Source organism: Pseudalkalibacillus sp. Hm43, from assembly GCF_051842935.1.
Lineage (GTDB): Bacteria > Bacillota > Bacilli > Bacillales > Fictibacillaceae > Pseudalkalibacillus.
In genome coordinates, this window is sequence record NZ_JBPXRR010000001.1 from 2,232,878 (window position 1) to 2,254,799 (window position 21,922).

At 44.0% G+C, this 21,922-nt stretch carries 22 protein-coding genes; 5 read left to right on the plus strand and 17 right to left on the minus strand.

What is annotated here, in order from left to right; translation table 11 throughout:
• Positions 1–169 precede the first annotated feature (169 nt).
• The 3 genes from ccpA to ytxJ form a co-directional block, all read right to left on the minus strand.
• On the minus strand, positions 170–1,174 hold the full coding sequence (ccpA, locus tag ACSVDE_RS11790; RefSeq protein WP_439301085.1) for a catabolite control protein A: 1,005 nt from the start codon (positions 1,172–1,174) through the stop codon (positions 170–172).
• A gap of 70 nt (positions 1,175–1,244) precedes the next feature.
• Complete coding sequence (locus ACSVDE_RS11795) at positions 1,245–2,321, minus strand: bifunctional 3-deoxy-7-phosphoheptulonate synthase/chorismate mutase (RefSeq protein WP_439301086.1); 1,077 nt, start codon at positions 2,319–2,321, stop codon at positions 1,245–1,247.
• 108 nt (positions 2,322–2,429) lie between these two features.
• Positions 2,430–2,756 carry a bacillithiol system redox-active protein YtxJ gene (ytxJ, locus tag ACSVDE_RS11800; RefSeq protein WP_439301087.1) on the minus strand — a complete coding sequence of 109 codons (327 nt, stop codon included), beginning with the start codon at positions 2,754–2,756 and terminating at the stop codon, positions 2,430–2,432.
• Positions 2,757–2,932: 176 nt separating this feature from the next.
• Between ytxJ and ACSVDE_RS11805 the strand changes: the two genes are divergently transcribed.
• Complete coding sequence (locus ACSVDE_RS11805) at positions 2,933–3,070, plus strand: hypothetical protein (RefSeq protein WP_439301088.1); 138 nt, start codon at positions 2,933–2,935, stop codon at positions 3,068–3,070.
• 54 nt (positions 3,071–3,124) lie between these two features.
• Here the strand turns inward: ACSVDE_RS11805 and ACSVDE_RS11810 are convergent, their stop codons facing one another.
• Together ACSVDE_RS11810 and ACSVDE_RS11815 are read right to left on the minus strand one after the other, a co-directional pair.
• A complete protein-coding gene (locus ACSVDE_RS11810; RefSeq protein WP_439301089.1) occupies positions 3,125–3,574 on the minus strand; it encodes a YtxH domain-containing protein in 450 nt (149 codons plus the stop codon).
• Positions 3,575–3,588: 14 nt separating this feature from the next.
• Positions 3,589–4,029: a DUF948 domain-containing protein gene (locus ACSVDE_RS11815; RefSeq protein ID WP_439301090.1), complete on the minus strand. Its 441-nt coding sequence runs from the start codon at positions 4,027–4,029 to the stop codon at positions 3,589–3,591.
• Positions 4,030–4,214: 185 nt separating this feature from the next.
• Between ACSVDE_RS11815 and ACSVDE_RS11820 the strand changes: the two genes are divergently transcribed.
• Positions 4,215–5,330: an aminopeptidase gene (locus ACSVDE_RS11820; RefSeq protein ID WP_439301091.1), complete on the plus strand. Its 1,116-nt coding sequence runs from the start codon at positions 4,215–4,217 to the stop codon at positions 5,328–5,330.
• 238 nt (positions 5,331–5,568) lie between these two features.
• Here ACSVDE_RS11820 and murC read toward each other — a convergent pair whose 3' ends face one another.
• From murC to ACSVDE_RS11860, 8 genes are all read right to left on the minus strand, one after another.
• Complete coding sequence (gene murC / locus ACSVDE_RS11825) at positions 5,569–6,870, minus strand: UDP-N-acetylmuramate--L-alanine ligase (protein ID WP_439301092.1); 1,302 nt, start codon at positions 6,868–6,870, stop codon at positions 5,569–5,571.
• 152 nt (positions 6,871–7,022) lie between these two features.
• Entirely contained in the window at positions 7,023–8,123 is a 1,101-nt protein-coding gene (locus tag ACSVDE_RS11830) for a nicotinate phosphoribosyltransferase (RefSeq protein WP_439301983.1), read from the minus strand.
• A gap of 119 nt (positions 8,124–8,242) precedes the next feature.
• Entirely contained in the window at positions 8,243–10,822 is a 2,580-nt protein-coding gene (locus ACSVDE_RS11835) for a DNA translocase FtsK (RefSeq protein ID WP_439301093.1), read from the minus strand.
• A 230-nt stretch (positions 10,823–11,052) separates the two neighbouring features.
• A complete protein-coding gene (ytpR, locus tag ACSVDE_RS11840) occupies positions 11,053–11,664 on the minus strand; it encodes a YtpR family tRNA-binding protein (protein ID WP_439301984.1) in 612 nt (203 codons plus the stop codon).
• A gap of 30 nt (positions 11,665–11,694) precedes the next feature.
• On the minus strand, positions 11,695–12,501 hold the full coding sequence (locus ACSVDE_RS11845) for a DUF1444 domain-containing protein (protein WP_439301094.1): 807 nt from the start codon (positions 12,499–12,501) through the stop codon (positions 11,695–11,697).
• A 122-nt stretch (positions 12,502–12,623) separates the two neighbouring features.
• Positions 12,624–13,043 (minus strand): preQ(1) synthase, encoded by a 420-nt coding sequence (gene queF / locus ACSVDE_RS11850; protein ID WP_439301095.1) that lies wholly within the window; start codon positions 13,041–13,043, stop codon positions 12,624–12,626.
• Between the two features lie 81 nt (positions 13,044–13,124).
• The gene (locus tag ACSVDE_RS11855) at positions 13,125–13,439 is read right to left on the minus strand and encodes a thioredoxin family protein (protein ID WP_439301096.1); all 315 of its coding nucleotides are present in this window, start codon (positions 13,437–13,439) and stop codon (positions 13,125–13,127) included.
• Between the two features lie 18 nt (positions 13,440–13,457).
• Positions 13,458–14,471, minus strand: a complete 1,014-nt coding sequence (locus ACSVDE_RS11860; RefSeq protein ID WP_439301097.1) for a PTS transporter subunit IIC — start codon at positions 14,469–14,471, stop codon at positions 13,458–13,460.
• 249 nt (positions 14,472–14,720) lie between these two features.
• On the opposite strand from ACSVDE_RS11860, the gene ACSVDE_RS11865 reads away from it, so the two are divergent.
• Positions 14,721–16,859, plus strand: coding sequence for a methyl-accepting chemotaxis protein (locus ACSVDE_RS11865; RefSeq protein WP_439301098.1), 2,139 nt, complete (start codon positions 14,721–14,723; stop codon positions 16,857–16,859).
• A 43-nt stretch (positions 16,860–16,902) separates the two neighbouring features.
• Here the strand turns inward: ACSVDE_RS11865 and mltG are convergent, their stop codons facing one another.
• Positions 16,903–17,904, minus strand: a complete 1,002-nt coding sequence (mltG, locus tag ACSVDE_RS11870) for an endolytic transglycosylase MltG (RefSeq protein WP_439301099.1) — start codon at positions 17,902–17,904, stop codon at positions 16,903–16,905.
• Between the two features lie 133 nt (positions 17,905–18,037).
• Between mltG and ACSVDE_RS11875 the strand changes: the two genes are divergently transcribed.
• Together ACSVDE_RS11875 and ACSVDE_RS11880 are read left to right on the plus strand one after the other, a co-directional pair.
• Entirely contained in the window at positions 18,038–18,484 is a 447-nt protein-coding gene (locus ACSVDE_RS11875) for a YtoQ family protein (protein ID WP_439301100.1), read from the plus strand.
• Positions 18,485–18,629: 145 nt separating this feature from the next.
• Positions 18,630–19,475 carry a hypothetical protein gene (locus ACSVDE_RS11880; RefSeq protein ID WP_439301101.1) on the plus strand — a complete coding sequence of 282 codons (846 nt, stop codon included), beginning with the start codon at positions 18,630–18,632 and terminating at the stop codon, positions 19,473–19,475.
• 54 nt (positions 19,476–19,529) lie between these two features.
• Here the strand turns inward: ACSVDE_RS11880 and ACSVDE_RS11885 are convergent, their stop codons facing one another.
• The 3 genes from ACSVDE_RS11885 to queC form a co-directional block, all read right to left on the minus strand.
• Positions 19,530–20,036, minus strand: a complete 507-nt coding sequence (locus tag ACSVDE_RS11885) for a DUF84 family protein (protein WP_439301102.1) — start codon at positions 20,034–20,036, stop codon at positions 19,530–19,532.
• A gap of 61 nt (positions 20,037–20,097) precedes the next feature.
• On the minus strand, positions 20,098–21,168 hold the full coding sequence (locus ACSVDE_RS11890; RefSeq protein WP_439301985.1) for a M42 family metallopeptidase: 1,071 nt from the start codon (positions 21,166–21,168) through the stop codon (positions 20,098–20,100).
• Positions 21,169–21,241: 73 nt separating this feature from the next.
• Positions 21,242–21,919 (minus strand): 7-cyano-7-deazaguanine synthase QueC, encoded by a 678-nt coding sequence (queC, locus tag ACSVDE_RS11895; protein WP_439301103.1) that lies wholly within the window; start codon positions 21,917–21,919, stop codon positions 21,242–21,244.
• Positions 21,920–21,922: the final 3 nt, after the last annotated feature.

Consider the following 21,922-nt stretch of genomic DNA (forward strand, 5'->3'; position numbering starts at 1 on the left):
TAAAAATATAATAAAAATTAATACTAATTTGTTATTCATTCCCCAATCAGTTATTCAACAATCCTGCCCTTTAACGGAATACCATTTATTTCAATTCAGAGGATCTTATGTCCTTTATTTAAAGAAAAAAACACGTAGCTCTTTTTGTGCTACGTGTTTTAAATAGTCATTATTTCGTTGAGTCGCGTAGTTGGATACGGTGTGGGAGAATGACGGTACGATCTTCGACGGTTTCATTGTTCATGAATTTGGTGAGAAGACGCATCGCTACCGCTCCGATATCGTACATCGGTTGAACGACCGTTGTCAGTGTCGGGCGAACCATGGACGCGAGACGCGTGTTGTCGAATCCGATGACTTCCAGATCCTCAGGAATCTTCAAGCCTCTATCTTGTGCGCCATGAATGACACCTAATGCCATTTCATCCGTTCCTACAAATACTGCAGATGGTTTGTCATCGAGGGATAAGAACTTCTCTACAGCCTCAATTCCTGCGTCATACGTGTAGTCACCGATGTAAATGAAGTCTTCCTTCATCTCAAGGTTCGCTTCATCTAAGGCTCTACGGTAACCGGAGAACTTATGATGACCGTTAATCGGGTCTTCGAGTGGTCCTGATACCATTCCGATTCTTTCATGGCCTTGTTCCGTTAAGAAATGGATTGCATCATAAACAGCTTCTGTGTAATTGATGTTCACCGTCGGAATTTCTTGGTCCGGTGAGATCGTCGCTGCAAGGACAATCGGTACCGGTGAGCGTTTGAATTCCTCTACATGTTCTTCCGTAATCGTCCCACCCATGAAGACAATTCCATCTACTTGCTTCCCAAGCATCGTGTTCAGCAAATGGATTTCTTTATCTTTGTTTTGATCAGAGTTGGATAGGATGATGTTGTAGTTGTACATCGTTGCGATATCTTCGATTCCACGAGCGAGTTCAGCAAAGAAAATGCTTGAGATATCTGGAATGATGACACCGACTGTGGTCGTCTTTTTACTTGCGAGTCCACGAGCGACTGCGTTCGGTCGGTAACCGAGTCGTTCAATTGCGTCCAATACTTTCTTCCGAGTTGCTGGTTTAACGTTTGGATTCCCGTTCACAACACGTGAAACGGTTGCCATCGATACTCCGGCTTCTCTTGCAACATCATAAATGGTTGAATTGTTATTCATAACGGCCTCCTATTCTGCACGTTGTTGTTTCCAAACGATGGTCTACTTTTATCTTATCCTAATCTAAAAATTAAATTAAATCTGGATACGATTGTTTCAAAGCGTTAGCAAATTCATTGAATTGATCGATGTCCATTTGCTGAGTGGCATCAGATAGCGCGACAGCTGGATCTGGATGGACTTCAGCCATGACGCCGTCCGCTCCAATGGCAAGTGCAGCTTTCGCTACTGGGAGCAGGATGTCACGTCGCCCGGTCGAGTGCGTCACATCGACAAACACCGGTAAGTGTGTTTCTTGTTTCAAAATCGGTACAGCTGAAATATCGAGTGTGTTTCGCGTCGCTTTCTCATAGGTCCGGATTCCACGTTCACAAAGGATGATGTCACCATTTCCTTGAGACATGATGTACTCAGCTGCGTTCATGAATTCCGAAATGGTTGCGGAAAGGCCGCGTTTCAGCAAGACAGGCTTCGATGCTCGTCCAGCTTCTTTCAACAGTTCGAAGTTATGCATGTTCCGTGCACCGATTTGGATGACGTCGACATACTCGGTCGCTTCCTGGATGTCTGCTGGATTCACGATTTCACTGATCACAGCCAGACCGTGTTTTCGGGCTACATCTCTTAAAATTTTCAAGCCTTCCATCCCTAGTCCTTGGAAGTCATATGGAGAGGAGCGAGGTTTGAATGCACCTCCACGCAACAGTTTCACGCCTTGTGCTTTGACTGCTTCAGCGACTGCGTCGACTTGCTCATAATATTCGACGGCACAAGGACCTGCGATGATTCGTTGTCTGCCATCGCCGATCGTTTCACCGAGTACATCGACAATCGAATTTTCAGGTTGGTTTTTACGTGATACGAGTAAAGCCTGGCGATGCTCGTCTTCTTGCAGCTCTAGACCAGCTTTAAAGATCTGCTTGAACAAGTGTTGCAAAGTAGTCGTTTCTAATGGACCGCGGTTATGTTCTGAAATAAGATTCAGCATGTGCCGCTCACGAACTGGCTCGTAGCGATTCATCCCTTGCTTCTTTTTTACATGACCGATTTCCTGGACGATTTCGGCACGCTTGTTCAGCATCTCAACTAATTGCAGATTTATCTGATCGATTTGTTCTCGTAAGTGGTCGAGTTCTTGATTGCTCATAATTTCACTTCCTAGAATATAAGTAAGCCATTGTTACTAAGAATGATTCAATACTAGTTTAGTCTACCTTGCGGGTGACGTCTACCTTTGAGCACTTTTCAGAAAAAATCAGATATGTTGTTTCGTCAATTGGTCCAATTTATCGTAAGTGATGTTCCAATGAGAGTCATGGAATACCACTTGGTCCCCATTGAATAGGAAAAGCTGTGGAGATTCGTGCTTCACCCCATATTCTTCGGCAATCTGATTGGATAATGGACGTGATTCTTGAACGTTCAAGTAATAGACAGAAATATCTTGATGATCCTTTGCAAACTTCTCCACTTCTTCATAAGCAGAACCGCTGATCGGACAAGTCGTACTGTTCTTTAGAAAGTAAAATGGTTTGGATGTATCAATGGACTTAAATTCATCCCAACTCGTGATTTTTTTCATGAATCATTGCTCCTTTTGTAAAAATGTCTATGTTTATCAGTTGCCTTCTAAAAAATATGCTCTTTTCCTAAGGATTGCTGCTTTTAGGTGTTTTTATAAAAAACATCTTGTGTAATTTGATTGGAGAGTAGGGTGCGAGACTCCAGCGGGATCAGCGGGACAGGTGAGACCAATCAATGTCGCAAAGCGACGAGTGGGCTCACCGCACGCCCCGCGGAAAGCGAGTACCTGAAGCGGAAATCAACAACTCTCAAGAGCAACAAAGCTCGCGAAAGCAGCCAACAAATAAAAGTGCCGGACAGACTCAAAAATGAAATTCGCCATCCATTTGAGCACGCCGGCACTTCTATGTTCTTACCTTTTAACGATTATTTATATTCAGGCGTATGCTTTTCTTCGTAGTTCGTTTCCATCTCGTCTAGTTCTTTGTTAGGTGTTTGCATTGCGTCTTCAATCGCATCCGCTTTACCTTCGTTGTATTCTTCTTCAAGCTCATCCATCTTGTCTTTGTTTCTCCAATTGGTGTAATCAGTCTTCACGTTGTTGGAGAATTCTTTCACTTTGTTGGCAGCCTGGGAAGTTTGAGTACTGACGGATTGTGCAAGGTTGGAAGACTTCTCCTTAGCCATTGTTGCTACTTCAGTACTTTTGTCCTTCAATTGTAAAGCCTGGTCGTTGAGATCCGTACGAAGCTCTTTACCAGTCTTAGGAGCAAGTAGAAGTGCTGTTGTTGCACCTACGATACCTCCAATTAATGTTCCAATCAAGAAGTCCTTCGTGTCAATGTTAGAGTTTTGGTTGTTCTTGTCATTTGTCATTTACAATTCCTCCTCTATTTTGGTTCTGTCGTACGCTCTATTCTTCTGTTTCTAAGTTTGAATTTTTCATAAATATCTAATGCTGCATTACTCCACTGCACGACTTGCGAGACTGTATCGGACTTCTTCTCACCTTCACGTGCAATTCGAGTCGAAACATTTTTTACGGAATGACTGACGGTGGAGAGACTGTCTCCGATTTCACGCACACCGTGGAATACTGAGTTAAGGGATTCTGATTTCTGCTGGATATCCTCTGCCAGACGGTTTGTTTTATGTAACAAATCTGTTGTTTCCCTGGATACTCCATCAAGTTGGTTCTCAAGTCCGTCGAGTGTTTTTGCGACATTGGTCAACGTCAATTGGAGTGATTTCAATGTTCGAGAGATAAATACGACCAGTACTGCAAACGCAATTGCAATTAGAGCTACACTTAAATACAAGATTATTTCCATAACGTATACCACCTCCTGTTTAGTATTCCATTTCCCAATCTGTCTATTCCCTAAACTAGTTGTACCCTATTCTAATGAAATTCGCTGCAAATCACAAACAATCCTCCTAGCTTTTTTCTAAAGTTGAAATAAAGTACAATAGAAGTTGGGAAATCATATAGGAAAAATTGAGAGGAGACATGAAAATGAGAGATCCTAGAATTCAAGCTTTAGCGAACAACATCATTACATACTCCGTCGATCTTCAGCCTGGAGAGAAAGTCCTGATTGAGAATACAGGCTATCAGCGGGAGCTCGTCAATGCACTTGTAGAGGAAGCTTACAAGGCTGGCGGTTTTCCATTCGTAAACATCAAAGATGAGACGACGCAACGTGCGTTACTGATGGAAGCGAAGGAAGAGCAATTGGCGTTGCAAGGGAAATTCGAAGAAACGATCATGAAGGAGATGGATGCGTATGTTGCCATCCGCTCTGGCAACAACATTTCAGAGATGTCTGATGTTCCTTCTGAGCAAATGGCGATGTACCAAAAGAAAGTTTATAAAGGTGTCCACCATGGCATCCGTATACCGAAAACGAAGTGGTGTGTACTCCGTTATCCAACACCGAACATGTCCCAGCTTGCAGACATGAGTACGACAGCTTTCGAAAACTTGTACTTCAATGTTTGTAACCTCGACTACAGCAAGATGCTCGATGCGATGGGCCCACTTGAAGACTTGATGAACCGTACAGACAAGGTTCACATTAAAGGACCAGGTACGGACTTGACGTTCTCCATCAAAGACATTCCAGCGATCAAATGTGCAGGACATAAGAACTTGCCTGATGGTGAAGTGTACACAGCTCCAGTACGTGAGTCAGTCAATGGGACGATTACTTACAATTCTCCATCACCTTATCAAGGTTTCGTCTTCCACAATGTAAGCTTCACGTTCAAAGACGGCAAAATCATTGAAGCGAGCGCAAATGATACTGAACGAATCAACAAGATCTTGGATACAGACGAAGGCGCACGCTTTATCGGAGAATTTGCAATCGGCGTCAATCCATTCATTCAAACACCGATGCAGGACATTCTGTTTGATGAGAAAATCGACGGCAGCTTCCACTTCACGCCAGGCCAGTGCTATGCAGAAGCAGCCAATGGCAATGATTCCAACATCCACTGGGATCTCGTGAACATTCAGCGATCTGATTACGGCGGAGGGGAAATCTACTTCGACGGCGTATTGATCCGTAAAGACGGAAGATTCGTTCTGCCAGAATTAGAACCTCTTAACCCGGAAAACTTGAAGTAATATCTTAAGGGAAAGCGTCCTCTCACGTTGAGGACGCTTTTTTTATGGAGATTGGTATAGTTAAATAGTCCCAACTTCCACAAGTTAAAACAAAAGTTCCACAAGTATGAGGGGAAGTTCCCCAAGTAAATGTAAACCTTCCACAAGTGAGCTAGAAAGTTCCACAAGTCGGAGCAAAATCCACCTAAATGAAAAAACCAGAACCGGATTCGGTTCTGGTTTAACTACAGTTTCGTGCTTACGATGCCATTTGGCTTTCGTAGGCTTTTTGATATTTTTGAATGTCACCTGCACCCATGAACAAGAGTACACTGTTGGTGTGCTTTGATAGTAAATCGATGGTTTCTTCCCGGATGATGTGGGAGTTATCGATTCGCTCCTGCAGGTTTTCAATCGTAAGGTTGCCTCTGTCCTCACGTGCAGAACCGAAAATATCACAAAGATAAACAGCATCTGCGTGTCCGAGGCTGTCCGCGAACTCTTTCAAGAACGTCTGGGTCCTTGTATACGTGTGCGGTTGGAAGATCGCGACCACTTCTTTGTCTGGATACTTTTGTTTTGCCGATTCGATCGTCGCTTTGATTTCAGTTGGGTGGTGTGCATAATCATCGATCAACACTTGTTGCCCAACATGCTTTTCTGTAAAACGTCTTTTAACACCTTTAAAGTTTTTCAACTGTTCTTTTAAGATGTTCACATCCACTTGCTCATAATGACAAAGTGCGATGACGGATAATGCATTCAACACATGATGTGTACCATATCCAGGAATCGTGAACGTCTCGTGATATGCATTACGGACGAACACATCGAATGTTGTACCCTCTTTACTCACTTGAATGTTTCCAGCTTGGAAATCGTTGTTCTCATTCAATCCGTAGAAAAGAACCGGTACATTCGCCTGGATCTTCTGCAAGTGTGGGTCGTCCCCGCATGCGATGATTCCTTGCTGAACCTGCATCGCCATCGATTGGAATGCATCGAATACGTCATCTACGTCTTTAAAATAGTCTGGATGATCGAAATCGATGTTCGTCATGATCGCGTAGGACGGTTCGTATGAAAGGAAATGGCGACGGTATTCGCATGCTTCGAATACGAAGTATTGACTGTCTTCCACACCTTTTCCAGATCCATCTCCGATTAAGTACGATGTCGGATGAGCTGCTCCTAACACATGAGCAAGCAATCCTGTAGTCGATGTTTTACCGTGTGATCCAGTCACTGCTACGCTTGTGAACTTCTGTATGAAATCACCTAGGAAATGATGGTACCGATAAATCGGCACACCTAATTCATTGGCTTTCGAAATTTCTTCGTGATCATCCGGAAAAGCGTTACCCGCAATGACGACCTGGTCATCATTGATGTTTTCAGCCTGGAACGGCAACACCGATATATTTCTTTCTTCTAATGCTTGTTGGGTAAAGATGTATTTATCGATATCCGAGCCTTGAATCGAATATTTCATATCATGCAATATTTGTGCAAGTGGACTCATTCCAGTCCCTTTAATCCCAACAAAATGATATGTTGTCATAAAAACGAACCTCCAACTGATCTGGAATCGTTGCTCATTGATCTATATTTAGTATATGCCTAGCTTACTTAAATGGGGCTAGTTCCCCTTGTGGGCTTTCAACCCATTTTCCCATTATAGCAGAAAGGTAAAGTGGAAACCATTCCGTCTTCTTACCAGTCCACTTTCTCCAGTCTTTCGTTCGGACGATACTTACGTCCTTTCTTCGCTTCTTCTTTTCCATTTAGAATGACGTTATCTCCAGTGAAGCCGATGTTGATCTTCAATAATGAGCTTCCGACTCCGTATATGTCGACCGGCACTTGATGCTCTTCGAAGTTACGGATGCGATCCTCTGTGAAACCACCACTGACGACGATTTTCACATGGTCGAATCCTTCCTGATCAAGAGCTTGGCGCAAAGCGAAAATGAGTTCCTGGTTCACACCACGAGGGTCGAACTTCCCTAGGACATCCTGGTTTCGCCAGAAATATTGGTCGACCATAGTTCTAGATGTATCGACTCGGACACCTTTCAACAAGTCCCCGAATTCTCTTGCAACCTTCAACGAGTCGGTCACTACATCATTGTTGTAATCGACAAGAGCAATCAAATCGTCTTCCGGGAATTGCTCGTGATAGGCTTTTGAAGCTGCGACGACATCCCCTTCAAAGAGTTGGATGAGTGCATGTGGCATCGTACCCATACCGCGTTTTCCCCACCATTCGTTCATTGCGTGGGTCGCTTGGGCTGTTGAGCCACCAATATAAGCTGAATAGCCATCTCCTGATTGCTGTGTAAAATGATCATCACGGTCTCCCATGAAGATGACCGGTTTCTGCACGCCAGAAGTGCTTGCAGCTTTTACAACCTCATATACATTCGTAGCAACAGACGTTCTTCTGCCCAGAATTCCGTCGATAATGCCTTCTAGAAATCCGAAATTCTGATAAGGACCTTCTATGGTCAGAACCGTCTCATATGGCTCAACCTTATCGCCGTCCTTCAAGGAGTAGATCACCAGATCTTCTGGGTCCTTGGCGAACGTTTTGATCAAAGCAATCGCTTCATCCGTTCCACACAAGACCGCGTGCTTCTTCTGGAAAAATTGCATTTTGACGATATTATCCGGTTTATGATTTTCAGCGATTTTACAAGTTTTCAAGAAGTAAACCGCCGAGAACCAACCTTCGCCCACACGCTCGTCGAACTTGAACGTATGGTTCGTGAGCCGGTTTATTTTTCCTTGCATTTTGAGTTCGATTTCTTTCATGTCCATAACATGCACCTATTTCCTTCATGTAAGAATAATTCGTACAGGTAGGCTAGCTATTACCTATAACATAACCATTCCTTTATCATATAAAACGACTAAAGATATGACAAGGGTTTCTACGATTGTCTCATTTCTTCACCAGATTGCTCATAGTACTCTTGTTTCGTTATGAGTACGTTCCTTGGTTTACTACCCATTGCTTCAGAAACGAAACCTTTCGCTTCCATCATGTCGATGAGTCGAGCTGCACGATTGTAACCGATCCGGAATCTCCGTTGAAGGGAGGATGATGAAGCAGCCCCTTGATCCAGAACAAACTCACACGCTTCATCAAACAATTCATCACTCTGATCGAATTCAAGTGTGGATTGGATCAGTTCTTCCTTTTCAAAGAAATATTCCGGTTCCTTTTGTTTTTTCACATGGTCGGTAATTCGTTCGATTTCATCATCCGATACGAAGTTCCCTTGGATTCGTACAGGTTTGGAGACGCCATTGCCTAAGAACAACATATCACCTTTTCCGAGGAGTTTATCAGCGCCGTTCGTGTCGATGATCGTTCGTGAATCGACAGAGGAAGAAACGGCGAAAGCGACTCGTGTCGGGATGTTCGCTTTGATGAGTCCTGTGATGACGTCGACCGATGGACGTTGTGTAGCCAACAAGAGGTGGATACCACACGCACGCGCTTTTTGAGCGATACGGCAGATTGAATCCTCGACCTCTTGTGGAGAGACCATCATCAAGTCGGCGAGCTCATCGATGACAACTACGATGTATGGAAGCTTCTGATCAGGTTCACCTTTTTCTTTGACGAGCTTGTTGAACCGTTCCATATCTCTCACGCCGGACTTCGCAAACAATTCATAACGGCGTTCCATTTCATCCACAGCCCACTTCAAGCCTTGTGTCGCTTCCTTCGCATCCGTGATGACTGGCGTTACGAGATGAGGAAGTTTATTATACGGCGCAAGCTCGACCATCTTCGGATCAATGAGTAATAAACGGACATCATCTGGATGTGATTTATACAAAATGCTGATCAACAAGGAGTTGATGCAGACACTTTTACCAGAGCCTGTCGCACCTGCAATCAGACCGTGCGGCATTTTCTGCAGGTCTGTAATGACAGGCTGACCGGAAATGTCCAATCCGAGCGCGACCGATAGTGGTGATTTGCTCTCATGGAAAGCGGGATGGGTGATGATTTCGCGTAATGTGACCGCTTGACTCACTTTGTTCGGTACTTCGATTCCGATTGCATTCTTACCTGGAATCGGTGCCTCCATCCGGATATCTTTTGCCGCTAGGCTGAGCTTGATATCATCTGACAGGTTCGTGATTTTGTTGACTTTGACTCCAGGAGCTGGTTGAACTTCTATTCGAGTGACAGAAGGTCCTTTCGTAGCTCCAATCACTTTCGCTTTAACGTTGAAATTATCGAGTGTCGACTGGAGCAAGTCGATTTGATCTTGTAGCCAGGAGTCGTCCTCGTTCGTTTCAATCAATTCTTCATCCAATAATTGCTCAGAAGGGAACCGATAATTTCGTTCTACCATTTGAGTCTGTTTTCTTTCCTGTGGATGCTCTTTCTGTTGTCTATCTTCCTGTTGTTTAGGTTTCCGATCACGTTGCAGCATCATGACATTGAAAGGAATCATGCCTTTTTTCTGGTCTGAAGCAATCGGATTCCGTTTTTCTTTTCTTGTTTCCGGATTTTCGTGTGTATCTTGCTCTTGTTTTTCAGAAGACTGTTGGAGAGCTTCAGTTGGTTGGTCCTCTTGCTTTTCAGCAACATTCGTTTCTTCTAATTCTTCTGCATCGTTGACTGATGGAAGCTCATCATCACAAGCTGCATCATCTAGTTCATCTTCATATGTTTCTTCTTCTATTTCTTCACTGAATTCTTCATCTAGTTCTTCATATGTATCTGTGTAGGAGTCCATGTTTTCTTCTTTTTCTAATTCAAAAATGGTTTGGAGTCCGAGATCCTCTACATGTTCATCTTCATCGGATTCTTCCTCGGTCGTTTGAGGTGGGTACTCCATTTCAATATCTTCAATCAAGCTATCTGACTCTACTTGAAAATCTTGAGCATCTTCTTGTAGAGTTTCGGTGACTTCATGATGATCTTCGTACTCTTCATGAATGGCCTTCAACGTTTCATAGCCAGGTTCATACGTTGTGTATTTTTCTTCTGCTTCGTTTTTCTGCTCTTGTTGCTGAGGTGGGAAGACAGATGGTCTCTCCCTGAAGCCATAAATAGGAGACGGTATGTCCGAAGCCGTAAAGTTGACGCCAGTGAATTTTGGTCTATCTGATTGATCTTGTACGTTTGGTTTTGGACGGTCCGCTCTTTTTCTTTCGGTTGTCTTTTCTGTACGTTGTGACTGATGCACAGAATGGTTTCGCTCTGAATCATCGTGTACAGGACGGTTTTGGCTTCGCTTTCGATTAAACTGAGGTCTGTTCTTCTCCTCATCAGGAATTACCGGGAAGCGGAAGTTCCCTTCTTGCGGGTACTGGTGTACCATTTTGGGCTCGATAGAACGATTGCTGTCTTCTAAACGACCGACCGCTTTCCCCTGTGACCTGCTTGGTTTAGTACTTTTCCGTTCAGATGAACGACCACTCTCTTTATTTTCACCCTCATCATCTAAGATGAGATCCATCATTTTTTTGAACCAATTTGACATGTATGCATTCACCTTTTTTAATTGAATTTTCTCTCTCTGATCCTTATTTCTTTAGCTTTTTGCGGAAAAAGCTAATTTCAAAGGTACTTTAAGAATATCGGAATTACCTTCTTTTTATAAGGGGCTAAAGAAAAGAAACAATCGTAATTCTCACAGTTTTTCCTATGAAAAGGTAAATACGTAGTAGAAAACAACCAGAGTCAGCCCTGGTTGTTTTCTTCTGTATCTACTTATTTTCCAGCGAAGAAGTCTGTTCCGACCTCGTAGGAATCTTCCAGGACAAGTATTCCCTTTTCCTGAGGCGCATCTGGTAAATCAAGCTCTTTAGCGGAGCAGATCATTCCAGACGATTTCACACCGCGAAGTTCTGCTTCTTTAATCAACATACCGCTTGGCATGACAGCGCCAACGCGTGATACGACGACCTTTTGTCCTTGATCGATGTTCGGAGCACCGCAAACGATCTGAAGTGTTTCATCGCTGATATTCACTTGGCAGACACTTAGCTTGTCCGCATCAGGGTGCTTTTCTTTGGATTCCACATACCCTACGATGAAGTCAGGACGGGAATCGAATTCGATTTGATCATCCACATTGTTTTTCTTCAAGAATGTGTTCAGTTCATCTACGAGTTCATCGGTCACATCAATTTTTCCATGACCCGAAAAATTAAAGTTTTGAGAAGCATTGAAGATGTTGAAACCCAGTGTACGACCGTCCTTTTGATCGACCAGCTTCACGACATCTCCGCTCTTTTCGTAGTTACGTTCAGTCACTTCTCCTGCATCAAGTGTGACTAACAGAACATCTCCAATTCCTTTTTCATTGTAATGAACGTTCACCATAAGGTCTTACCCCTTCCTCGTACTCAATTATTCTGCTTCAGTTGGTTTGTTTTTTGCTAAGATGAAGATCGGTTCCAGTTCGCCTTCATCATATAAGAAAGGCAATGCGGTTACCGGTACTCTTCCGTTTGAGAAAAAATGCATCGACATCTGTCCGAGAATATCATAGCCTTGATCATTTCGTATATCGGCAATAATCAAAACATCTTGATGGGGAACTGCGATTGCCATCGTCCCTTCGACTTTCTCGTTCATTTCTTCTAAAAGCTGTTGGTTCAGAATGCGGCTCGCGTCATAGCCGTCATTGCTGTTGAGGAAAAAGAAGCGATTGCCTGCTACCTGATCTTCTTTCATAGAAGTGTCCAATGATCGCAGGTTGAAGCGGCCGATTTCTTTCAACTGCTTCATATCCCAACCTTCTTTTTCTAGCAACTTCTTCGTCAACAGGCGGTAAGAGTTGCCGAGATCCTGTGCGTAAAATATACGCGTTTCAGCAGTGTGCTCTTCAAAAACCAATTCCTCACCATTGTTTTCTGTAGGGAATGACGTTGAACGGATGACTGGGAAAATGCCTTTTTGATTCCCATCTAGCGATTGTTCCTTCTGCATGACAGAGAACACTTCGTTGACGTGATGCACCACTTCATCAATGGCAGCATCTTTCCGCTCTTCATATTTTGCAGTCAATCCAGGTAAGGACAAGGTGATGCCTTTCCCGCTACCTGTATGTTCAATTCTTAATGTCTTTTCCTTATGATCATAGTTGAATGAACGGTCTTCCGCTTTCAACTTTTTCTCTAAAATACGTTTCAGTTCGATAGGCTCCATTTTCAAATCCTCCTTCAACTGACGATGTTCCTATACAAAGAAAGGCTGACTCCATCACACATAAGAGATGAGCCAGCCCCAGGGTCATGCTACCGATAGGGCGAGACCCCTAGAGAGTTAGTTTTTTATTATTCGCCTTTTTTGTATTCAGCGACAACTTCTGTTCCTAGTCCGCCACGAGCGTTCCAGATTGCTGTGATCTGCATCTCTTTCGGATCAAGGAGTTGAACGAGATCGTCAAGGATGCGGTTTGTTGCATGCTCTTGATAGATCCCTACATTACGGTAAGAAGTCAGGTAATACTTCAACGATTTCATTTCCACCAATTTTTCATTCGGAATGTAACTGATGTGGAATTCTGCGAAATCAGGTAGGCCTGACCAAGGACAAACAGAAGTGAATTCTGTCGTCGGAATCGTTACGAGTGTATTTTTCCCTGCATACTCGTATGGAATTGTTTCAAGAATATCGACAAGGATAACATCCTCATTTTCTATATCAAATCGAATACCAGCGTATTTACTGTGGTCAACATCAACTTTTGCCACTTTTTTCACCCTTTCTGAAAACGATAGAGAACATATCTCTAATGCTAAATTGTAACACCTGAAAGGGAAAAAGTCACTGTTTTACCTTACTGATTGAAGGAACTTCTCGATTTGCTCTTTCGTCTTCCGTTCTTTGTCCACGTACCTTCCGACTTCTTCTCCGTTCCGGAACGCAAGGAAGCTCGGAATACCGAAAATATCGTTCTCTTGAGCCAATTCGATGTGTTGATCACGATTCACATAATAGTACTCGAACGCACCCTGTTCTTGTTCAATTTCTTCCATGATTGGTTTTACGAATACACAATCCGGACACCAATCTGCTGAAAACATAATGATTGCGTTGTCCGATTGAATGGCTTCCTTCCACTCTTCTACTGAGTTGATCGTTTTCATTTTATCTTTTCCTCCTGTTTAATAATCAATTTTCATGTCACCTGGTTGGATGAGTCCCTTTTTCCTCATATATTCTGATATTACAAGAGAGAGGATAGCAGGTCCAATGAAGTGCAACAGGGCAACAATCATGAACGTTTCCATATTGAAGCCCATCGCTCTAAACGTCATGATCTGACCGACAAATCCGCTCGTCCCCATTCCGGCTCCTGCAGGTATGTTCGACGTGACCCACACGACCGTTCCAAAAGGTGCAAGCAACATACCCGCCAAAGTCGGTGGTAAGAGGATGACGGGTTTTTTGACAATGTTGGCGACTTGTAACATCGATGTCCCAAGACCTTGAGCAAGCCAACCGCCCCATCCATTGTCCCGGAAGCTCGCGGTCGCAAAACCGATCATCTGAGCGGCGCAACCGATTGTTGCAGCTCCTGCCGCAAGCCCATCCAGACCGAGCATGATGGCAATGGCCGCACTGGAGATCGGTGCAGTAAGTGCAAGCCCCATTAAAGCTGCCACAAGAATCCCCATGACGAAAGGACGCTGTTCAGTCGCCCACATGATCAACTCGCCAAAGTTCACCATCACATCAGAGATTTTCGGACCGATGAATTTAGCTACCAGGTATCCGGCAGTCACAGTGACGATCGGTGTGACGATGATGTCGACCTTCGTTTCTTTGGAGACGATTTTTCCAATCTCAACGGCAATGACGGAAGCGACGAAGCTTCCAGCAGGTCCCCCACCAAGCGCACTACCTGCAGCTCCGGCTATTACAGCAGAGAACAATACAAGAGGTGGTGCATTCAATCCGTAGGCGATCGCGACACCGATTGCCGCTCCCATCAAACTCATCGCTAGCGTACCGATCTCTGTAAAAATCGGAAGAGCTGGCACTTGTTCACCGATTGTCTTCAAAATCAGACCGACAATGAGGGATGAAAAAAGACCAAGTGCCATATAGCTTAGGGCTGTAACAAAATATGTATGTAATGATAGCGTGACGCCTTTTTTCGCTAAAAATGATTTCAATTCTTTTCCTCCGTTCTTTAGTAGATTTTTTTACCACGTTGATCAAATTTATGAATCCTTAAAATATCTGTTGGAAAAGTATTAAAATTTTCTGTCAAACTACGATATTAAAAGTAAGGAAAATAGACTATTTCTAAACTACCCCAATCTATACATAACCATCACGGTCTTTATTATAAACGTGTCCTAATGAGATATAAAGGTAGAAGTAGAGATAGCAACTGGAAGGGAATTCAAGGGGGAGAAACAATGGTTCAGATGCCAAAAATACCGAAATTGTCGAAAATGCCTAAAGTACCAAAGATGCCGAACATGCCGCAGATGACGATCAAGAACAAAGTACGATTGATGATGATCATGGCGATCGTCGGAGTCGTCGTCTTATTTGCGTTTACGATGTTCTATGTGTTCATGACACAAAACATGGATAAGAAGAAAACAAATCTACAGGAACTATCAGCGGAGACGACAGCTCTTAACAGTGAGTTCTCACATATCCGAAAGCTTGAACAGGAGTATTTGCGTACAAGCCGGGAGGCTATTACTACTGAAATCACAAATGAGCTGAGCGACCTACAGGGTCATATTACAAAGCTACAAGGCGTCAACAATGACTTTAAAAAGTCGTATACAGAAATCTCTGATCAAGTGACGACCTATCAAGACGCATTCACCAGTACAGCCACTTTGACGGGTGACATCAACAGTATGCTCGGAATCCTGGATGAAAAATCAGGCGCGATGGTCAATGTTTTATCTTCTGCAGACCAAGGACTTTTAAACGAATTTTATAAGCTCCGCGTACTGGAAAAACAATATTTCTTAGTATCCACCACAACGGATCTGAACCGATACAACGATCAGAAGGATAAGTTGAAAGAAGCGGTAAAATCTTCAGAGATCCCTTCTGAAAGCAAATCCGCTTTCAACTCGGCATTCCTCGCATACACGAGTGCTGTGGATACCATTCAGTCCTACCGTGATCAGATCAACAACACGGTCGTAGAATTTGAAGAAATCGGCATGAACCTTGAAATGACGATTCAAGATGTGGAAGAGAGCGTAACGAAAGAAGCTGCTGCAATTTCTAAGAATCAAGATTCTCTTTCTACCATCCTCCTATGGACACTGATCATCCTTAGTCTGATCATTCTCGGAGCAATGGTTGCTCTAGGATTATGGCTGACACGGACAATCACATCGTCCATCATGACCTTGAAAGAAGGTGCGACCATCATTGGAGAAGGTCATCTCGGACACCGTGTCGAGGTGGAACAAGATGATGAGATGGGCGAACTTGCGACAACGTTCAATATGATGGCAGAAAAGATGCAAAAAGCGATGAACGAAGTCAATCAAGCATCTGAAAAATTGACTTCTTCCTCACAGAACCTGGCCGCCATTTCAGAAGAAACGACAGCGCAGGCTGAAGAAGTGAACGAAGCGATCCAACAGGTTTCTGAAGGTGCTCAATCTCAAGCTGATCATCTTGTGGAAAGTACAGAGCTGATTGAACGGGTAACAACTTCCGTCAACGAATCCGCTGAGCTGAGTTTCCTGATCAGTGAAGACTCTCAAGCGACCGAACAAGAAGGAAAAGAAGGTCTCCAAATCGTACACAACTTGGACAAGAGCTCAAATGAATTCTTATCCTTAGCAAACCACCTGATCCAACAGGTTCAGGAAGCGAATCAGAACTCCCAACAGATCGGATCCATCGTCGATACGATCAAAGACATCGCAAGCAGCACAGATCTTCTTGCCCTTAATGCAGCGATTGAATCGGCTCGTGCGGGTGACGCTGGTCGAGGATTTGCGGTTGTCGCGCAGGAAGTCCGTAAATTGGCAGAACGATCCAAGTCTGAGGCCCAAAACATTTACAAGCTGATTGCGATCATGTCTGAACAGATGGAACAACTGTCCAGTGAAGCGGAACAGTTTGACCATTATCGTACAGAACAACAATCTTCTGTAGAACGTACGAAGCAAGCCTTTACGAAAATCGTGGATAATGTGACAGGAATCAACGGACGTATCCAACAAGTACGTGATGCGATTAATGATGTTCAAACCTCGAATACCGCACTATCTGAGAAGCTGCAAGAAGTAAGCGCAATTTCTCAGGAATCTGTTGCAACATCTGAGCAAGTGAGCGCTTCTAGCATCCACCAGAAAGAAGCGATCAATGAAGTGAATAACGCAGCGAACGAATTACAGCACATCGCGATGTTGCTACAAGAAGAAGTCGGTCAATTCAACCTTGTAAGCAGTTATGTGGAAGAAGAGCTTCATAACGACGGCGAGAAAAAAGAGCATCCCCCAGAAGGGATTCAACCTGGGTACAAGGATGAAGCGGCTGTGACTATCGAAGAAGACGAACAAAAATAAATGAGAAGGACGCCCATTGCGGGCGTCCTTTTTCGTGTGCATGTTACCAATTCCCTTTATGATCCGTATGTTTCTGATGTTCCTTGAATGTTTTAGAGAAATGATGCTCACCCGAGCCATCTCCTTTTACAACGAAAAAGTAATAATCATGGTTGTCCGCATTTTTACTCGCTATCAGCGATTGTTTTCCAGGGTTACTGATTGGTCCTGGTGGCAATCCTTCATTCACATAAGTGTTATAAGGACTTTCCACTTCCAAATCCTTATACAGCAGGCGCTCTTTCGGTTTATCCAACACATATTGTACTGTGGCACAGGACTGCAAGCGCCAATCGTCTTCCATCCGATTGTGGAAGACCCCTGCGATCAACTCTCTTTCTTTGTCGACGACTGCTTCTTTTTCAACGATAGATGCGAGCGTGACCCATTCATGCAAGGAGAAGTCTTTCCGGGTACCGATTTCCTTTTGGACCTCGTCAAATCTCGAAATCATCCGTTCGATGATAGCTTCTGATGATGTTTGTTTCTGGAATGAGTATGTATCTGGGAACAAGTAGCCTTCCAGACGGTAAGTAACACCTTTTTTTGCTTTGATTTCCTTCAGGAGAGGATGCTGAACCCCTTTCCCCGTTTTAGCAATGTCCAGAAAAGCTTTCCGATCGATGAGCCCCACCTTCTCTAGGCGTGACGCAATCTGTTCTACAGAGAATCCTTCTGGAATGGTGACAGTAATCCCCTCCTCTAAAGGCGAAGTGATCAGCTCCTTGTATATGGAGGCAATCGACTGAGAACTGGATATGTTATGCGTCCCTTTTTTCACCTGGCCGTCCAGCCCTTGAACTTTACCGTACAGGACGAAGAACATCTTGTTTTTTATGAGTTTCTCTTTATGAAGGTTGTCTGCCACTTCATCAAGTGATTGGCCAGCTCTTACAGTGATACTCTCTTCTGTATCATCAAAATAAGGCATGGATTCATATACGACCCATACCGAAATGACCAATACAATCAATAATGATATCTGTAAAATGATTCTTTTATTCATGTGACCTCACCTGTCTTTCTATTCTCAGCCATCAGGATGCCCTTTTCTACTGACTATCATTCAAGCATAATCTGGCAAGTTTTCAGAAATTTCATGTTACGATAGAGTGAGATTATGAATAAGGAGTGAGACCATGCAATTAACAGTTTATCTAGCAGGGCAGATCCATGACGATTGGCGGAATGAGTTGATCCAGAAAGCAGAACAGATGAATCTCCCTTTGCAGTTCGTCAGTCCGATGACCAATCATAGCCGTTCAGATGCGATTGGTGAAGAGATCCTTGGTGAGCAACCGACGAAAATCGTAAAAGATGACAAAGCATCCGATTTCAATAATTTACGGACGGAGATCCTAATGGCAAAATCGGATGTCGTGCTCGCCTTTTTCGGTGACAGTTATAAACAATGGAACACAGCGATGGATGCGTCGACGGCGCTTGCCCATAACAAGCCACTCATTCTAGTGAGAGATGAATCGCTTCATCATGCTTTGAAAGAACTCTCCAATAAAGCGACTGCAACTGTGGAAAATTTCGATCAAGCATTGAAAGCACTCTCCTACGTTTTTGAAACGGAATAAGTACTTTAGAAACTACCAGTCTGAATCCTAATCAGACTGGTTTTTTTATTCCTATATCGGGACTTTTGTTTTATTTTGTCGATTGTTAATAGTCAAATAGTCACCCTTCTTTGCCGATATATAAAGTGACGAAAGGGGGTGACGATTGACGATGCAAGTGAATCATTCATCTAATACGTACTATCAATCCAATAACAACACGTATAACTACAGCAATGATTACACGAAAAATGAATCGAAACAGACGAATGGATATGAATCCAGGAATGACGATCACCTGAAGGGTCGTTATGAATCGGATGACCAGAAGGTGTCGAAGCAATCGTTCACGGATATGAAAAATGTGTTGAACGCTTATTATTCCTACAGGAACGGTGGCAATGCCAATTTCGAGGACTTGAAAACCAATCTTCAAAACCTGGCGAGTAAGTTGGTCAGCTATCGTGTAGACAAGTTCCAACAGTCCTGGGAGTCGAAGCTACATGCTTTCCGTATGGATATCAGTAAAGAGGCTTATGATCGATTCAATGCCGCACATGCGGGTGAAACTGCTGTTCAAGCGGTTCCAACTGATCTTTCAGTGGGATCATCCGATTCAACATCTTCAACAACTGAGGAACAGGACACAGCCTCTTCGAACACAACGGAAGATACTAGTACTAATGGTGGAGATCAAACTGATGAATCTTCAGCAGGTGATACAACGACAGAAGATCAAACCTCTACTGGTGGAACATCTGGTGGTGAGAGTGGCAGTGGCGGAGATACGACTGGAGATGGATCTTCAGAATCTGGAAACGGTGGAACTACAAACGGTGAAACTGGTGAAGGTGACACAACTGGTGGCACTGAAGAAGGTTCCGGCGGTTCCACTGGTGGATCTGAATCAGGAGCTGGGGACAACGGTGACTCAGGTTCAAACGATAACAACGGTTCAGGTTCAGGATCTGGAGACGGTGGAATCATTGGTGGCTTATTAGGACGTAAGTAAGAAAAAGAGTCAATCTCCAATCCTACTCATAGGATCGAGGATGACTCTTTTCCATTATTGTCGATTAAATTCATACTGTCCGATTAAGAGATTAACGATGTGTGCGAACATATCGCTACGTGTAATTCGTCCAGTCGTGAAAATACCTACCGCTCCCTCTTTCTTACGGACATCCTTTTGATCGGTGTAAGTAGCCATCACGTCTCCCAGTTCAGAACCGGCACGGACTTGCGAACTGATTTCTTCTGGTAACACGATCTTGGCACCACTTGCAAAATAGGTCTTTTCCTCTTTAGTCACGAGCGCTCCCCAGTTACATAAGAATAGACCTTCTTCCGTATCCTCTACGCCACCTTCTAGCCCAATTCCGAGGTCATAACCAAGTGCCAAACAAGCTTTCGCACGGTTGAATGCTCCTTTCCTCGTCTCGGAATCCGTGAATGGTTGGGCCGAAACGTCAGAAGGTACATCCACCCCTTCGACTTCCCATCCGAGAGACTGGACAACTTCACAGACTGCATTGACCTTTGCTGGATTTTTGGATCCGACTGCTATCTTCATTCTCAACACTCCCTCGTATGTAAAAAGTGCCAGGCAACTAAGTGCCTGACACCTCTGTCCATCAATCGTAGATGATTTGATCCACTGTGGATCGGTCAGCCTGTTTGACAAGCTTAATCAGTAATTCTTTCGCTGCTGCATAATCATCGATGTGAATCATGGATGCAGATGTGTGGATGTAACGGGAGCAGATCCCGACCACTGCGGAAGGAACGCCTTCATTCGCCACGTGGACGCTTCCTGCATCCGTTCCACCTTTGGAAATGAAATATTGGTAAGGAATATCGTTGGATTCAGCAGTGTCCAGGATATAGTCCCGTATTCCTTTATGCGTAATCATCGTGCGGTCGAGGATTCGAAGCAATGCCCCTTTTCCTAGTTGACCGAATGCATCTTTATCTCCGTTCGAATCATTGGCAGGACTTGCATCCAATGCGAAGAACAAGTCAGGCTGAATCATGTTCGCAGCCGTTTTAGCTCCCCTTAAGCCTGCTTCTTCTTGGACCGTCGCACCTGAGAACAATGTGTTCGGAAGCTCTGTACCTTGGAGTTCCTTCATCAGCTCAATGGCAAGTCCGACGCCGTATCGGTTATCCCAAGCCTTTGCAAGGATTTTCTTGCTGTTTGCCATTGGTGTGAAAGGACAGATTGGTACAATCGGCTGACCTGGTCGGATTCCGATTGCTTTTGCATCTTCACGATCATCCGCACCGATATCGATGTACATGTGCTTCATAGGCATTGGTTTAGAGCGTTGAGATTCTTCCAACAAGTGAGGCGGTGTAGAACCGATGACACCGATGACAGGTCCGTTATCTGTCATGACCTGCACACGTTGCGCAAGCAATACCTGACTCCACCATCCACCTAACGTTTCAAACTTCAGCATTCCGTTACGTGTGATTTGGGAGACCATGAAACCGACTTCGTCCATGTGCCCGGCTACCATGATTTTCGGATCGTTCTCTTTTCCTTTTTTCACGCCGAAAATACTGCCGAGCTTGTCCTGTATGATTTCATCTGACACTGGCTCGAGCTCACTGCGCATAAACTTACGAACGTCATGCTCGAATCCAGGTGCCCCTTGCAATTCTGTCAGCGTTTTAAAAAGCTGCATCGTTTCTTCGTTCATCATTTCACCCTTCTCATTACAATAGTTTATTCTCCACAACTATTGTAACGTAACTTCAGGAGAGTCGCTAGAATCAGCGTCTTTTTGCATAAGGGATCGGGTCTTTCGCTCCAGCCTCTTCAAAACCTTTCAAGCGAAGAAGACAGCTATCACATTCACCGCAAGCGACTTCTTCTCCAAGGTAACAAGAAGTTGTAAGCTCATACGGTACATCAAGTCGGAGTCCTTCTTCAATCGTTTCTTTCTTCGTCATATGGATGAGTGGTGCTTCAATATTCAAATGTCCACCAGTAGCCCCTGCTTTCGTCGCAAGGTTCACTGTTTGATTCATGCTTTCAATGAACTCCGGTCTGCAATCCGGATAACCGCTGAAATCGACTGCAGATACCCCGATGAAAATCGCTTCTGCACCGATGACCTCCGCATAAGCACTCGCTAGAGAAAGAAAAATCATGTTTCGAGCAGGTACGTAAGTTGCAGGGATTTCTTCATCCACTCCGCCCTGGCGGACCTCGATCGATTCATCTGTCAAGGCACTGCCACCGATTTGTTGAAGGAAGCTGACGTCAACGATCCGGTGTTCTGGAGCGTCAAAATGCTTTGCAACTTTTTCTGCTTGCTCTACTTCACGGTTATGTCTTTGTCCGTAATGGAAAGTGATCGGATAGAGAGAATAGCCTTGTTCTTTAGCCATTCCCATGCAAGTTGTACTATCCAGACCACCGCTTAAAACGACAACTGCTTTTTTCATTTT